Annotated in this window: 13 protein-coding genes; 7 read left to right on the top strand and 6 right to left on the bottom strand. The window is 71.6% G+C overall.

Translation table 11 applies throughout. From position 1 onward, the window contains the following. The first annotated feature begins 78 nt into the window (after window positions 1–78). From FB561_RS15790 to FB561_RS15785, 3 genes are read left to right on the top strand one after another with little or no spacing between them, the layout of a single operon-like run. Window positions 79–1,476, top strand: a complete 1,398-nt coding sequence (locus tag FB561_RS15790) for an OFA family MFS transporter (RefSeq protein WP_202880628.1) — start codon at window positions 79–81, stop codon at window positions 1,474–1,476. Then, window positions 1,473–1,580 carry an MFS transporter small subunit gene (locus FB561_RS39220; RefSeq protein WP_420371344.1) on the top strand — a complete coding sequence of 36 codons (108 nt, stop codon included), beginning with the start codon at window positions 1,473–1,475 and terminating at the stop codon, window positions 1,578–1,580. The genes FB561_RS15790 and FB561_RS39220 overlap by 4 nt, the downstream gene beginning before the upstream one ends. A 54-nt stretch (window positions 1,581–1,634) precedes the next feature. Continuing rightward, window positions 1,635–2,666, top strand: coding sequence for a lipoate-protein ligase LplAB (locus FB561_RS15785; protein WP_337692313.1), 1,032 nt, complete (start codon window positions 1,635–1,637; stop codon window positions 2,664–2,666). Window positions 2,667–2,670: 4 nt separating this feature from the next. On the opposite strand, the gene FB561_RS15780 is transcribed toward FB561_RS15785, so the two are convergent. The 3 genes from FB561_RS15780 to FB561_RS15770 form a co-directional block, all read right to left on the bottom strand. Further along, window positions 2,671–3,483: a biotin--[acetyl-CoA-carboxylase] ligase gene (locus FB561_RS15780; RefSeq protein ID WP_145807389.1), complete on the bottom strand. Its 813-nt coding sequence runs from the start codon at window positions 3,481–3,483 to the stop codon at window positions 2,671–2,673. Then, on the bottom strand, window positions 3,483–6,122 hold the full coding sequence (locus FB561_RS15775; RefSeq protein WP_145807387.1) for a phosphoenolpyruvate carboxylase: 2,640 nt from the start codon (window positions 6,120–6,122) through the stop codon (window positions 3,483–3,485). Before FB561_RS15775 ends, FB561_RS15780 begins: the two co-directional genes overlap by 1 nt. Window positions 6,123–6,241: 119 nt before the next feature. Next, the gene (locus FB561_RS15770) at window positions 6,242–6,868 is read right to left on the bottom strand and encodes a TetR/AcrR family transcriptional regulator (protein WP_145807385.1); all 627 of its coding nucleotides are present in this window, start codon (window positions 6,866–6,868) and stop codon (window positions 6,242–6,244) included. 66 nt (window positions 6,869–6,934) lie between these two features. Between FB561_RS15770 and FB561_RS15765 the strand changes: the two genes are divergently transcribed. Next, window positions 6,935–7,411, top strand: coding sequence for an SCP2 sterol-binding domain-containing protein (locus FB561_RS15765; RefSeq protein ID WP_145807383.1), 477 nt, complete (start codon window positions 6,935–6,937; stop codon window positions 7,409–7,411). Window positions 7,412–7,493: 82 nt separating this feature from the next. Here the strand turns inward: FB561_RS15765 and FB561_RS15760 are convergent, their stop codons facing one another. Then, window positions 7,494–9,335, bottom strand: coding sequence for a hypothetical protein (locus tag FB561_RS15760; RefSeq protein ID WP_145807381.1), 1,842 nt, complete (start codon window positions 9,333–9,335; stop codon window positions 7,494–7,496). Window positions 9,336–9,429: 94 nt separating this feature from the next. On the opposite strand from FB561_RS15760, the gene FB561_RS15755 reads away from it, so the two are divergent. Genes FB561_RS15755 through FB561_RS15745 form a run of 3 tightly spaced genes read left to right on the top strand, consistent with a single transcriptional unit; the run spans window position 9,430 to window position 11,619 of the window. After that, on the top strand, window positions 9,430–11,007 hold the full coding sequence (locus FB561_RS15755) for an acyl-CoA carboxylase subunit beta (RefSeq protein ID WP_145807379.1): 1,578 nt from the start codon (window positions 9,430–9,432) through the stop codon (window positions 11,005–11,007). Window positions 11,008–11,018: 11 nt separating this feature from the next. Continuing rightward, window positions 11,019–11,246 (top strand): acyl-CoA carboxylase subunit epsilon, encoded by a 228-nt coding sequence (locus FB561_RS15750; protein ID WP_145807378.1) that lies wholly within the window; start codon window positions 11,019–11,021, stop codon window positions 11,244–11,246. Between the two features lie 10 nt (window positions 11,247–11,256). Further along, complete coding sequence (locus FB561_RS15745) at window positions 11,257–11,619, top strand: hypothetical protein (protein ID WP_145807376.1); 363 nt, start codon at window positions 11,257–11,259, stop codon at window positions 11,617–11,619. A gap of 12 nt (window positions 11,620–11,631) precedes the next feature. Here the strand turns inward: FB561_RS15745 and FB561_RS39115 are convergent, their stop codons facing one another. Both FB561_RS39115 and FB561_RS15735 read right to left on the bottom strand, forming a co-directional pair. Further along, window positions 11,632–12,849, bottom strand: a complete 1,218-nt coding sequence (locus FB561_RS39115; RefSeq protein WP_145807374.1) for a Maf family nucleotide pyrophosphatase — start codon at window positions 12,847–12,849, stop codon at window positions 11,632–11,634. Then, window positions 12,846–14,537: a DUF885 domain-containing protein gene (locus FB561_RS15735; protein WP_202880627.1), complete on the bottom strand. Its 1,692-nt coding sequence runs from the start codon at window positions 14,535–14,537 to the stop codon at window positions 12,846–12,848. Before FB561_RS15735 ends, FB561_RS39115 begins: the two co-directional genes overlap by 4 nt. Window position 14,538 lies beyond the last annotated feature (1 nt).

The following is a 14,538-nucleotide window of genomic DNA, read 5'->3' as shown; positions in this document are numbered from 1 at the left end:
GGATTACCAGACACAACCTAGATGCGCGAGACGGTCAGTCGTCCACCACCTGGGGGGTCGATCACTGAAGGAGCCTCGATGGGCATCTTGTCGGTCCTCGACCGGGAGCACACCGTCGCGCCCCCGGGATACAGCCGCTGGCTGATCCCGCCGGCCGCCCTGGCCGTCCACCTCTGTATCGGTCAGGCCTATGCCACCTCGGTCTACAAGACGTCGCTGGTGAAACACTTCGACGCCGGCCAGACCGCGATCGGCGTCGTGTTCAGCATCGCGATCGTGATGCTCGGGCTGTCCGCCGCGATCGGCGGGACCTGGGTGGAACGCAACGGTCCGCGCAAGGCGATGTTCGTCTCCGCCTGCTTCTGGTCGACCGGATTCCTGGTCGGTGCCCTCGGCATCGGCACCGGCCAGCTCTGGCTCGTCTACCTCGGGTACGGCGTGATCGGCGGCATCGGTCTCGGCATCGGGTACATCTCGCCGGTGTCCACGTTGATCAAGTGGTTCCCGGACCGGCCGGGCCTGGCCACCGGACTCGCGATCATGGGCTTCGGCGGCGGCGCCCTGGTCGCCAGTCCGCTGTCCCGCCAGCTGCTCGGGGTGTACGACGCGGGCTACGACCCGAACAACGCCGCCTCGGTCGCCGGCGGCGGTGCCCTGGTCGCGTTGTTCCTCACCCTCGGCATCGGCTACTTCGTGATCATGATGTTCGGGGTGTTCACGATCCGGGTCCCCGCCGACGGCTGGACCCCGGCCGGGTTCGACCCCTCGACGGTCAAGCAGAAGGCGCTCGTCACCACGGCCAGTGTGTCGGCCGCGAACGCGATCAAGACACCGCAGTTCTGGTGCCTGTGGATCGTGCTGCTCTGCAACGTCACGGCCGGGATCGGCATCCTCGAACAGGCCAGCCCGATGATCCAGGACTTCTTCCGCGGTGCCGACGGCAGGTCCACGGTCGCGGTCGCGGCGGCGGCCGGCTTCGTCGGACTGCTGTCGATCTTCAACATGGCCGGGCGGTTCGGCTGGTCCACCACGTCGGACGCCATCGGCCGCAAACCGATCTACGCGTTGTACCTCGGCGTCGGCATCGTCTGCTACGCGCTGCTCGCCACCGTCGGCCACACCAGCACGGCCGTCTTCGTCCTGCTCGCGGCGGTGATCCTGTCCTTCTACGGCGGCGAGTTCGCCACCGTCCCGGCGTACCTGCGGGACCTGTTCGGCACGTACCAGGTCGGCGCGATCCACGGCCGATTGCTGACCGCGTGGTCGGCGGCGGGGATCACCGGTCCGCTGATCATCAACGGCTTCCTGGACCGGGAGGGCAAACCGGGCACGCTGACGGCCGAGGCGTACCGGCCGGCGTTGTTCACCATGGTCGGTGTGCTCGCGGTCGGGTTCGTCGCCAACCTGCTGATCCGGCCGGTCGCGGCGCGGTTCCACGAGAAGTCCACCACCCCGACGAAGGAGGCGGCGCAATGAACCAGACCCCTCGCCTGGTCCTGTCCTGGCTGCTGGTGGCCGTCCTGCTCGGCTACGGCGTGATCCAGACCCTGGTCACCGCGGCCAAGTTGTTCACCCACTGAGGGAACATCCGCGCCGGGGGTTTGGTTGCCGAAGATGTGCATGGTGAGTACAAGGTGCCCGGCGGGAAGCTGGTCGTGGCCGACCTCGAGGTGGCCGGCGACCGGATCCGTACGGCCCGGATCAGCGGTGACTTCCTCCTCGAGCCCGACACCGCGCTGGAGCGGATCGACGCCGCGCTGACCGGGCTGCAGACCGTGATGCCGGTCGCCCAGGTCGCCGCGAAGGTCCGGGCCGCCCTGGGCGACGGGGTCGAGATGCTCGGCTTCTCCCCCGAGGCGGTCGCCGTCGCGGTCCGTCGTGCCCTCACCGGCGCGACGGGCTGGCACGACCACGCCTGGCAGTTCGTCCACGACGTACCCCGCGAACCGGCGCTGCAGATGGCGTTGGACGAGGTGCTGACCGAGCAGGTCGGATCAGGTGAGCGTCCGCCGACTCTGCGGGTCTGGGAGTGGGCGTCGAACGCGGTGATCATCGGCAGCTTCCAGTCCCTGCGCAACGAGGTCGACCTGGCCGGTGCCGCCGAGCACGACGTCACCGTGGTCCGCCGGATCAGCGGTGGCGGCGCGATGTTCGTCGAACCGGGCAACACCATCACGTACTCGCTCTACGTCCCTGAGTCGCTGGTCTCCGGGCTGTCCTTCGTCGAGTCGTACGCGTTCCTGGACGACTGGGTGATCGGGGCCCTCAACGACCTCGGCATCGCGGCGACGTACCAGCCGATCAACGACATCACCTCGCCCGCCGGGAAGATCGCCGGCGCGGCCCAGAAGCGGCTGGCCGGTGGGGCCGTGCTGCACCACGTGACGATGGCGTACGACATGGACGCGGAGAAGATGGTCCAGGTCCTGCGGATCGGCCGGGAGAAGCTGTCCGACAAGGGCACGACCAGCGCCAACAAGCGGGTCGACCCGCTGCGCAGCCAGACCGGCCTGCCGAGAGCCGAGGTGATCGACCGGATGGTGGGGTCGTTCGGCGACCGGTACGGCCTGGCCCCCGGCACGATCGACGACGCCACCGTCGAGCTGGCGCAGAAGCGGGTCGTCGAGCGGTTCGGCACCGACGAGTGGTTGCGGCGGGTCCCCTGATCGGTCAGGAGTGCTGGGCGCGCAGGTGGGTCACGTCCCCGGCGGCCAGCGGACGACGGCCACTCGGAGTGTCGACGACGAGCCGGCCGTCGGTGTCCAACCCGGTCGCCGTCCCTTCGAGGAACGTGCCGTCCGGCAACTCCACCCGGACCGCCTGCCCGATGGTTGCCGAGAGCTCCGAATAGTCCGGCAGGATCACCGCCGGATCCCCCGCGGCCGCGACCCAGTCCTGGTACCGGGTGGCCAGCTCCCGGAGGATCGCGGAGACCACCGTGTGCCGGTCGGTGGTGAGGGCGCCCTCCAACGCCAGCGAGGTGGCCGCCGGATGTGGGCGCTCGTCCTCCCGCAGGGTCACGTTCAGCCCGATCCCGACCACGGCCGCGGGCCCGTCCACGCGCTCCAGCAGGATCCCGGCAAGCTTGCGGTCCCCGACGAGCACGTCGTTGGGCCACTTCACCTGCGCGGGGATCTCGGCGACCCGGCGGACCGCGGACGCCACCGCCAATGGGACCAGCAGACCCAGCCACGGCCACCTGGCCGCCGGGATGTCAGCGGGCCGCAGCAACGCCGACATGAGCACCGCGGACCGAGGCGGCGTGGTCCACGTCCGGCCGAGACGGCCACGACCCGACGACTGGTACTCCGTGAGCACCACGAGCCCCTCAGGCACGCCGTCGCGCGCGGCGTCGGCCACGACCGCGTTGGTGGACGCCGTCTCGGGCAGTACGTCGATGCGCGTCCACAGCGCACCAGGTTTCACCAGCCGTCCGCGCAGGAACTTCGCGTCCAGCGGGGACCGCTCCAGGTCGCCGAACATCAGCCCGTGTTCTGCAGGCCGGCGGCGACCCCGGAGACGGTGAGCAGCAGCAGCCGGCGGGTGCGCTCGATCTGCTCGTCGGTCAGTGAGTCGTCCGTCCGCAACGTGCGCAGCGCCCGCAACTGCAGGTAGCTCAGCGCGTCGACGTACGGGTTCCGCAGCTCGACCGCGCGGCCGAGCACCCGGCGTCCGCTGAGCAGCCGGTCGCTGCCGAGCACCTTGAGCACCCACTCGGTGGTCAGCTCGTGCTCGTCCAGCATCAGCTGGGTCAGGTCCGGCCGGTCACCCAGCTCGAGGTACCGGCCGAGGATCCGCCGGTCGGTCTTGGCCAGCGACATCTCCGCGTTCTCCAGCATCACCTGGAACAGCGGCCAGTTCTCGTTCGCGTCCCGCAGGACGGCCACGTCGTCCACGGCGGCGAGCGCGGAGCCGAGGCCGTACCAGCCAGGCGCGTTCACCCGGGCCTGCGACCACGCGAACACCCACGGGATCGCCCGCAGGTCCTCCAGCGACGACACCGCGACCCCCCGGCGGGCCGGCCGGGATCCGAGCGGCAACTGGCCGAGCTCCTCCAGCGGCGTCACCCGGCCGAACCACTCCGCGAACCCGTCGGCCTTCACCAGCCGGTGGTACGTCGTCCGGGCGGCCTCGTCCAGCGTCTTCTCGACCACGGCGAACCGCTCGGCGGCGGCCGCGGCGCGCTCCTCGATCGCGGGCGTCGAGGCCAGCAACGTCGCCGACGTCACCTGCTCGATGTGCCGCTGCGCGATCGCGGAGTTGCCGTACCGGGCCGGGATCGCCTCACCTTGCTCGGTGAGCTTGAAGCGCCCCGCGACCGACCCCGGCGCCTGCGCCAGGACCGCGCGGTTCGCGGGACCGCCACCCCGGCCGAGCGCGCCGCCCCGACCGTGGAACAGGGTCAGCCGGATCGCGTTCCGCCGCGCCCACGCGGTGATCCGCGCCTGCGCGTCGTACAGGGCCAGCGTCGCCGACACCGGACCGACGTCCTTGGCCGAGTCGGAGTACCCGAGCATCACCTCGAAGCGCCGGTCGTTCGCGGTCAGCCGGTGCCGGACCCGGGTCAGCTGGAGCGCGTTGTCGAGCACCTCGACCGAGTTCTGCAGGTCCTCGCCGGTCTCGAACAGCGGCACCACGTCGAGCTCGATCGGCCGCCCGTCCAGGGCCGCGTCGGCCAGCTCGTACACCGCGGCAAGGTCGCCCGCGTTCCGGGTGAAGGAGACGATGTACCGACGGCAGGCCTCGGGGCCGAACCGCTGCTGGATCTGGGCGATCACCCGCAGCGTGGCCAGTACCTCCTCGGTCTGCTCGGACAGCTCGCCGCCGCCGAGGACCTCCTCCAGCGCCTTCGCGTGCACGGACGAGTGCTGCCGGACCTCCAGTTCGGCCAGGTGGAACCCGAACGAGGTCACCTGCCAGATCAACTGCTGGAGCTCGCCGTACGCCTGCCGGGGCGCGCCCGCGGTGACCAGCGAGTCCTGCAGCACCTTGAGCTCGTGCAGGAAGTCGGCGGAACGCGGGTACCCGAAGTCGGCGTCACGGGACCGGGTGGCGGCCAGCCGGCGGGCCGCGAGCAGCAGGAGCTGGCGGTGCGGCTCGGACGGCGACCGGGTCTCGATGTCCGCGATCAGCTCCGGGTTGACCGCGCGGGCGTCCTCCAGCAGCCGACGGACCGGGGCCGACGGCGGCGTGGTGGCCGCGTCCAGGGTGAGCGACCGGCCGAGCTGGTCGGTCGCCCGCTCCAGGGCCCGCAGGACGTGGTCGGCCTGGATCTGCATCGCCTCACGGGTGATCGCGGCGGTGACGTTCGGGTTGCCGTCGCGGTCGCCGCCGATCCAGGAACCGAGCCGGACGAACGGCGCGACCGCGGGCGGCCTGGTCCCGGCGGCGTCGCCGGCCAGCGCGTCGTCGAGCCGGCGGTAGACGTTGCCGACGACATCGAACAGGGTCTCCTCGAACACCGCCATCGCGGAGCGCACCTCGTCCAGCGGCGACGGCCGGCTGGTCCGCAGCTGCGACGTTCGCCAGAGGATGTCCACCTGCTCGACCAGGCGGCGCTGGTTCTCGGCCAGCTCGGTGTCGCCGGTGCGCGGGTCGCCGCGCTCCTCCAGCAGCGCCGAGATCCGCCGGATCGTCGCGAGCACGGCACGGCGCCGGGCCTCGGTCGGGTGCGCGGTGAGGACCGGGCGGAACTCCAACCCGGTCAGCAGCGCCCGGGCCTGCTGCTCTCCGGCCTCCACGGAGATCTTTTCGACGGCCTGGGCCAGCTCCGACACCGCCGGCGCGTCCCCGGCCCGGTCGCGGGCCCGCAGGACGCGGGCGCGGTGCAGTTCCTCGCTCAGGTTGGTGAGGTGGAAGTAGCAGGTGAACGCGCGGGCGACGTCCTCGGCCCGCTCGTGCGGCCAGGAGGCCACCAGCTGCTCGGCCGCCTCGCCGTCCCCGGCGATGGTGAGCTCGCGCAGCTTCTCGACGTCGTCGAGCAGCGGCTGACCGGCGTACTCGACCAGCACGCGGCCGAGAATCTCGCCGAGCAGGCGCACATCGGCGCGCAGCTCCTCGGGCACCTCGAAGCGCGCTCGGGTACGGGTGCGGACGTTCGCCTGACTACCGGTCTCGGTCACGTTCGCCCACCCTATCGACGCACACGGTCTCCCGCTCCCCGGTCCGCCCTGTGAGCATCGATCGTGACCGTTCGTCCAAGTGACCGGACAGTAAGCGAGCGAACTGTCCGCTCCCGGACCTAGACCGCGCCGAAGCCGCCGCCGACGACCTGGGAGACGGTCCGGGCCAGCTCGGCCGGGGTCCGGGTGCTGCCCTCGACGACGAGCATCCGGGCGCAGCTCTCGGTCATCGAGGCCAGCAACTCGGCCAGCACCGGCAGGTTCGCGTCCGGATCGGTGGCATGCGGCATCGATTTCACCAGGGTCAGCCGCAACGCCTCGACCAAGAACGCGCGGGCCCCCCGGACGCGATCGGCCACCACCGGCGCCGCGCCGTACTGGGCGCCGAAGACGATCTGCCAGGACCGCGGCGTCTTCTGCACCGCCTCCAGGAACGCGGTCAGCCCCTCCAGCACGTGCTCCTGCGGGCTGCCGACACTCGGATCGGCCGGCAGCGCGGCGACGATCGAGATGACCAGGTGCTGCTCCTCGCGGGCCAGCAGGGCGAGCAGGAGTTCGTCGCGGTTGGCGAAGGAGGCGTAGACGACGGGCTTGGTGACACCGGCCGCGTCGGCGACCGCCTGCATCGTCGTGCCGGCGTACCCGCGCTCGACGAACACCTCGAGGGCGGCGTCCAGGATCAGCGGACGGCGGCGTTCCGGTCCGAGGTGTGCGGCCCGGCGGCGAGGTTCTTCGGGGTCCACCACTTGACAAACCTACCAGATCGTAGGAAATTCCTACGGTCTGGTAGGAACTGCGCCGGGAGGTCGCCGATGACCGAGCGAGGCAGTGCCGCCTGGCTCGAATCCGGGGATCTCGCCGCCCTCGACCTGGCCGAACTGGCCCGGCTGGTGGACCACACCTCGGAACGAGAGCTCCGGCATCGACTCATCGGGGGAGTGCGAGAGGTCGCGTTGCGCGAGATCTTTCGCCGGATGCCGGATTACCTCCGCCCCGCCCGTGCCGCCGGGTTCGACGCTGTCGTCGCCTGGCTGATCACGGGGGCGGGCGGAGGTGAGAACGGCGTCGACGAGTACCGGATCCGGGTCCGCGACGGCCGCTGCAGCGTGCTCGCCGACCGGACCGAGCCGGCCCAGATCTCCGTCCGCACCGATCCGGCGACGCTGCTGAAGATCGTCACCGGCAACGAGGACCCGGTCACCGCGGTGCTCAAACAACGGCTCTCGGTCCGCGGCGACCTGGCCCTGGCCGCCCGCCTGACCAAGATCTTCGCGGTCGGTCCGGGCTGATACTCAGCGGCCGGCCCCAGGCTCAGGTCGAGCCCAGGTCGAGCCCAGGCTGACGCTCAGCGGCCGGCCCAGCGCCAGGGCCTCAGCGGTCGAGGCCGGTGGGCTTCTGTTGCTCAGCCGGCGTGCCCGGACGGCCGGACCTCGCGGCGTCCTCCGCCTTGGCCGCCGGCGGCTGGACCCCGGTCAGCGGCTTCACCGCCGGATCCGCGGCGAACCGCGCCGTCGCGTCCTGCCGCTGCGCCGTCGCGTCCTGCTGCTGGCCGCCCGGCGCCGATTCGTTCTCCGCCCGCCGCACCTGCTCCGCCGCCTGCTGGCCGAGCGCCATGCCGTACTCGCGGGATCGGCCGTACGTCGTCCCCGGCCCACCACCGTCGGCGTTCCAGCTCGCGACCCGCTCGGGCAAGGCCTCGAACCCACGATCCACGGACTCCGCCACCTGCCGGATCACGGCCGCTCGCTCGGCACGCGGGATCTCGGAGTGCAGGACGAGCGTCTCGGCGGCAACGGTCGCCGCACCCGCCCGGCCCTGTCCCGCCAACGCGCGCAGCGTCTCGCTCGGGTCCGCGTCCCGCCCAGTGCTTACGTCGACGGCGAACGCGAGACCCCGCGCGGCCGGCGCCCACTCCGTGTCGGCCTGCGGCGCACCGGTCGCCTGCAGGCGCTCGGCCAGCTCCTGCGGCACCGTACGGTCCACGATCGCGTGCAGGTTGTCCTCGGTGAATGCCTGGCCGACCCCGTACGCGAGCGCCTCGAACCGCGGCGCCGCGGCCACGGCGAGCTCCTCGTTCTCCCGGGTGTACCCCTCCGGTACGGCGAACCGCGCGAACATCCCGCTGACCTCCTTCAGCGCCTCCCGCGCGGCCACCACCTGACCCGGGGTGAGCCGATCGGGTCCGTCAACGGTCAGGTTGGTCAGGGGAACCGCGACCCGCTCCTCGCTGAGGACGAGCGTGCCCTGCGGTGACTGACCGACGCGCCCGGCCTCCTCGTACTCCCCGGGCAGGAACTCGATCCGGCCGTTCCACAGCGACCCCTGGGCCCCGGTCAACTCCCCGACCGCTCCCTGGACCCGGTTCAAGAGCTCGTGGACGGAGTCCGGCCGCTCGGTCGGCAGCCCGATCCGCAGTGGTTCCACCACCTCGGCGTTGATGCTGCGCTCGTGCCGGTACGCGGTCGCCCGGTCCCCGGCGTGGTTGGCCTCGTCGACGGCCTCCGCACCGCGCGCCGTGGCGTCCAGCCGTTGCCCGACCACGCTCGCCCTGGGACTGACCCGGTCCCCCGCGGAGAACCGCCACTCCAGCTCGGCTGCGACCATTTCCACGACCTCACGTCGATCGTCCGGCGACAGCTGCGCGAACGACGGGCGCGACCTCATCAGCAGTTCGGCAGCAGCCGGCCCGGCGCCACCACGGCCGGCCGCGACCATCTCCGTCAGGATCGCGTCCTCGCCCTGCCCGGTGCGCCCGCTGATGCCGAGGGCAACCGTCCGCGCGGCCGCCGTGTCACCGACGAGAGCCGGCTCCGGGAACTGGCCGAGCGGCGCGTCACCGGCCTCGGGCATCAACTGCTGCAGCAGTCGCGGGGTCGCCAGCGCCGCGTACGCCCGGCTGGTCGCCTCCGCGAAGCGGTACCGGTCGCCGTCCTCCGGCAACGGCAGCGGGCCTTCAGGCGCGAGCGTGTACGCGCAGTTCGCGACCACCTCGGTCACGGCCTGCCGGATCGCGGGCCGGCTGTCCGGCTCACCCGGCGCCGGCGCGAGGCGGGCCGGTACGTCGAGATTGTCCGCCAGGCGATCGACCCGGGCTCGGACACTCCTGGTCACGCCGGGCAGCTGCTGCCCGCTCGCCAGGGAAACTCCGCCGGTGTCCTGGACCACCAGCGAGTTGATGGCGCGGATGAGATCGTCGACACTCGCGTCCGTCACCCCCGGCAACCTACCGCTCACCCGGTCCACGGCCAGAGGCTGCGGGCAACGTCACAGCCCCCGAACGGCTACCGGCGAGTTAGGCTGCCCGCTTATGGGAGAGACCGTGAACATCCACACCACCGCCGGGAAGCTCGCGGACCTGGATCAGCGGCTGGACGAGGCCGTGCACGCCGGGTCGGAGCGCGCGGTCGAGAAGCAGCACGCCCGCGGCAAGAAGACCGCCCGGGAGCGGATCGCGCTGCTGCTGGACGAGGACTCCTTCTCCGAGCTGGACGAGTTCGCCCGGCACCGGTCGACGTCGTTCGGCCTGGACGCCAACCGCCCGTACGGCGACGGCGTGGTGACCGGGTTCGGCACCATCGACGGCCGCCAGGTGTGCGTGTTCGCCCAGGACTTCACCGTCTTCGGTGGCAGCCTCGGCGAGGTCTTCGGCGAGAAGATCGTCAAGGTGATGGACCTGGCGATGAAGATCGGCTGCCCGCTGATCGGCATCAACGACTCCGGCGGCGCCCGGATCCAGGAGGGCGTGGTCTCGCTCGGCCTGTACGGCGAGATCTTCCGCCGCAACGTCCGCGCGTCCGGCGTGATCCCGCAGATCTCCCTGATCATGGGCCCGTGCGCGGGCGGCGCGGTGTACTCCCCCGCGGTCACCGACTTCACCGTGATGGTGGACGAGTCGTCGTACATGTTCATCACCGGCCCGGACGTGATCAAGACCGTCACCGGCGAGGACGTCAGCCAAGAGGCGCTCGGCGGCGCCCGGACGCACAACACCAAGTCCGGTAACGCGCACTACCTCGGCAGCGACGAGGAGGACGCGATCGAGTGGGTGAAGGCGCTCGTCGGGCACCTCCCGCAGAACAATTTGGAGGACCCGCCGGCCTTCGACGAGCCGGCCGACCTGGCCCCGACCGAGACCGACCTGGCGCTGGACACGCTGATCCCGGACTCGCCGAACCAGCCGTACGAGATGCACACCGCGATCGAGGCGGTGGTCGACGACGGCGAGTTCCTCGAGGTGCAGGCGTTGTTCGCGCCGAACCTGATCGTCGGCTTCGGCCGGGTCGAGGGCCGCCCGGTCGGCGTGGTCGCGAACCAGCCAATGCAGTTCGCCGGGACGCTCGACATCGACGCGTCCGAGAAGGCGGCCCGGTTCGTCCGGACCTGCGACGCGTTCAACCTGCCGATCCTCACCTTCGTCGACGTGCCCGGCTTCCTGCCCGGCACCGACCAGGAGTGGAACGGCATCATCCGCCGCGGCGCCAAGCTGATCTACGCCTACGCCGAGGCGACCGTGCCGATGATCACGGTGATCACCCGGAAGGCGTACGGCGGCGCGTACGACGTGATGGGGTCCAAGCACCTCGGCGCCGACATGAACATCGCCTGGCCGACCGCGCAGATCGCCGTGATGGGGGCCCAGGGCGCCGTCAACATCCTGTACCGGCGGGAGCTGGCCGCGACCGAGGACGCCGAAGGCCGCCGGCAGCAACTGATCACCGAGTACGAGGACCACCTGGCCAACCCGTACGTCGCGGCCGAGCGTGGCTACATCGACGCGGTGATCAAGCCGAGCGAGACCCGCTCCGAGATCATCCGGGCCCTCCGCCTCCTCCGCACCAAACGCGACACCCTGCCCCCGAAGAAGCACGGCAACATCCCGCTGTGATGGGAGCCCTCATGACCGAATCCGCCACACCTGAGCCGCAGCCCGTCCTCCGGGTCGTCAAGGGCGACCCGACCCCCGAGGAACTGGCTGCCCTGGTCGCCGTCGTCACTGCCCGCGCAACCGCGGTCCCCGCAGCCCCCGAGCCGGACCGCGCCGGCGACTGGGCCACGTACTGGCGCACCGCGAAACGCCCGCTCCACCCCGGCCCGGGTCGTTGGCGAGCGAGCGCGCATCCGTGACACTGGCGGCATGGCCAAGTACGCGGTCAACGAGCAGGCGGTCGAGTACGCGCGCGGGCTGATCGACGCGCGCCAGTACGTCCTGGAGAGCGACTGGGGCGCGGTGCAACCGAAGGCGGACGACCAGAACGCCTACCTCGCCAACCACGGCTGGGACGACTACGCCGCCTGGCATCTCGGCCTGACCGACGGCGCCACCGACGAGACGAAGGCTCGCTACGCCTTCGTCCTCGGCGACTTCCGCCGCATCCACCGCACCGCCCTGATCGCCTGCGTCTACCGAGCCTCCGAGTGGCGCCACAAGAAGGTCGAACTGGCGGCCCACGACCTCCTCCAGCACCTCGACACCAAGGCCGGCATCAGCGACAACTAGTCGACCCGGCGGCTAGTCCACCCGGCGGAAGCGGGCCACGGGGTACACCGGGTCGGCGGTGGTGCCGCGAGCCTGGTTGTGGCCGACGAAGGTGGTGGCTCCGTCGAGGACCAGGCCGTACCGGGCGGCGCGGGCGACCAGCAACGCGAGGGAGTCCTCGGACCGTCCTTCCTTGGGCGTACGCCCGTCGGCGACGCGGCCGGCCTCGGACTTCTCCGCGGTGGTCACGAAGACCCCGCCCGGCCGCAGGACGCGCGCCACCTCGGCCAGCACCGCATCGCTGTCGGCCAGCAGGTGCAGCAGCCAGACGGCGACCACGGCGTCGCACCGGCGATCGGCGAACGGCAATTGCGCCGCATCCGCAGCCGCCACGTGACCGGGCAGCCTGATCCTCGCGCGCCGCAGCATCGCCGGCGACAGGTCGACCCCGTGCACCAAGTTGCCCAAGGCAACCAGCTCGGCCCCGACGATCCCCGTCCCCACCGCCAGCTCGAGCACCCGGCCACCCGTGGAACCGAGCAGCTCGTGCACCGCGAGAGCGGCCGCGCGGGCGCGATCGGGACCACCGCGGGTCTCGTCGTACTTGGCTGCCTCGTCCTCGTCGTAGGCGAAGTGCGGCTGCTCCCACAACGCCGGCCAGGAGATGCCGACCTGCGCGAGCATCGTGCGGAGCAACGGCAGCGAGACCCCGACGACGTTGTGGTAGTCGCCCTCGATCGCGCGGACGAACGGCCCGCCGATGCCGTCGACGGTGAACGACCCGGCCACGACCAGCGGCTCGCCGGTCGCGACGTACGCGTCGATCTCCTCCTCGGTGAGCTCGGCGAAGTGGACCGTGGTCGAACCGAGCTCGCGCAACTCCTGCTTGGTGCGGGTGTCGAACAGGCAGTGCCCGGTGTGCAGGACGCCGGTGCGCCCGCTCATCGCCCGGAGCCGCTCCCGCGCGGCGTCCGGGGTCCCGGGCTTGCCGTACGCGACGCCGTCGATCTCCAGCACCGAGTCGCAGCCGAGCACGGTCGCGTGGTCGGTCAGGGTGGCGACGACCGCGCGGGCCTTGAGGGTCGCCAGCACGCGCGCCAGCTCACCCGGGCTCTCGGCGGTGATGTGGTCCTCGTCGACCCCGGAGACGATCACCTCCGGCTCGACCCCGGCGCTGCGCAGCGTCTTCAGCCGGGCCGGCGAGGCGGAGGCCAGCACAAACCGCGGGCGGTCCCGCTTCGGATCGGTCACAGCTTGTCGAGCGCGCGGCGCAACGGGTCGAGTCCGAGGGAACCCAGGTTGAGCGCGTCGGAGTGGAAGGTGCGCAGGTCGAACGCGGATCCCTTGCGCTGCTTGGCGTCCTCGCGCGCCTGCAGCCAGATCCGCTCGCCCACCTTGTACGACGGAGCCTGCCCCGGCCAGCCGAGGTACCGGTTCAGCTCGGCCTTGAGGAACTCGGTCTCCATCCGGCAGTGCGCCCGGAGGAACTCGAACCCGAGCTCGGCGTTCCAGGTCTCACCCGGACGCCAGCCGAACGGGTTGTCCCGCGGGATCTCCAGCTCCAGGTGCATGCCGATGTCGACCACCACCCGGGCCGACCGGAACGCCTGCGCGTCCAGCATGCCGAGCCGGGCGCCCGGCTCCTCCAGGTACCCGAGCTCCTCCATCAGGCGCTCGGCGTACAGCGCCCAGCCCTCGCCGTGACCGGAGACCCAGCAGCCCATCCGCTGCCAGCGGTTCAGCCGGCCGGCCTGCAGCATCGTCTGGGCGACCTGGAGGTGATGCCCCGGGACGCCCTCGTGGTACACCGTGGTCACCTCGCGCCAGGTGGCGAAGTCCTGGACGCCGGCCGGCACCGCCCACCACATCCGGCCGGGCCGGCTGGTCAGGTCCTCGCTCGGCCCGGTGTAGTAGATGGTGCCGTCGGACGTCGGCGCGATCATGCACTCGATCCGGCGGATCTCGTCCGGGATGTCGAAATGCGTTCCAGCCAGCTCGGTCACCGCGGCGTCGGCGAGCTGCTGCATCCAATCGCGGAACGCCTCCTTGCCGCGGATCTTGCGGGCCGGGTCGTTGTCCAGCAGCCCGGCGACGGCCGCGATGCTCGGGTCACCGCCGTTCAGCTCGGCGGCGATCTTGGCCATCTCGGCCTCGATCCGGCCGAGCTCCTGCCAGCCCCAGGCGTACGTCTCCTCGAGGTCGACGGTGGCGCCGAGGAAGTTCCGCGAGGCCAGCTCGTACACCTCGCGGCCGCAGGCGTCCCGGCGCGGCGCCTTCGGCAACAGGTCGGTGACCAGCCACTGACCGAACTGCTCGTATGCCTTGCGCGCGGCGGCCGCGGCCGTCTCCACGGTGGCCTTGACCGGGCTCTCCGGTGCTCGCGCGGCCAGGCCGGCGAAGAAGTCCTCGCCGTCGGCGCCGGTCCAGCTGGCGATCCGCTGGGCCAGGTCGTTCACCTGGCGGGCCGCCGAGACGCGGCCCTGGGCGGCCTGGCCGAGCAGCGACTCGCGGAACCCGTCCAGCGTGGTGCCGACCTGGTTGAGCCGGATCGCGATGGTCTCCCAGTGCTCGTCGGTCGCGGTCGGCATCAGGTCGAACACCTGCCGGATCTCCGCGGGCACCGAGACGAGCGCGTTCAGCTGGTACTGCGGGACGCCGGCCTGGTACGTCTCCAGCTCCAGGCCGAGGCGTTCCAGCAGGGCGTCCTTCGCGACCTCCTCGCGCGGACTGCCGGGCGTGATCGCCGTCGCCTCGGCCAGGGTCCGCCGGTTCAGCTCGGCGAGCGCCTCGAACCCGGCCGGCGAGTAGTCCGGCAGCCGGTGGTCGTACCCCTCGATCCCCATGAAGGTGGCGTTGGTCGGGGCGAGCTCGACGAACTCCTCGAGGAACCGCTCCGACACCACGTCGATCGGACTGGTCGGTGTAGTCGCATCCGTCACC

The sequence above is a fragment of the Kribbella amoyensis genome (assembly GCF_007828865.1).
Classification (GTDB): domain Bacteria; phylum Actinomycetota; class Actinomycetes; order Propionibacteriales; family Kribbellaceae; genus Kribbella; species Kribbella amoyensis.
Note: the sequence above shows the minus strand (reverse complement) of the source record. Positions and strands in the feature narration are given on the sequence as shown.

What these genes read in the sequence shown, in the direction of transcription:
- FB561_RS39220 (WP_420371344.1), top strand. Translation starts at nt 1,473, where the DNA reads ATGAACCAGACCCCTCGCCTGGTCCTGTCCTGGCTGCTGGTGGCCGTC.
- FB561_RS15780 (WP_145807389.1), bottom strand. Translation starts at nt 3,483, where the DNA reads ATGTTCGGCGACCTGGAGCGGTCCCCGCTGGACGCGAAGTTCCTGCGC.
- FB561_RS15750 (WP_145807378.1), top strand. Translation starts at nt 11,019, where the DNA reads ATGACCGAATCCGCCACACCTGAGCCGCAGCCCGTCCTCCGGGTCGTC.
- FB561_RS15745 (WP_145807376.1), top strand. Translation starts at nt 11,257, where the DNA reads ATGGCCAAGTACGCGGTCAACGAGCAGGCGGTCGAGTACGCGCGCGGG.
- FB561_RS15765 (WP_145807383.1), top strand. Translation starts at nt 6,935, where the DNA reads ATGACCGAGCGAGGCAGTGCCGCCTGGCTCGAATCCGGGGATCTCGCC.
- FB561_RS15790 (WP_202880628.1), top strand. Translation starts at nt 79, where the DNA reads ATGGGCATCTTGTCGGTCCTCGACCGGGAGCACACCGTCGCGCCCCCG.
- FB561_RS15755 (WP_145807379.1), top strand. Translation starts at nt 9,430, where the DNA reads ATGGGAGAGACCGTGAACATCCACACCACCGCCGGGAAGCTCGCGGAC.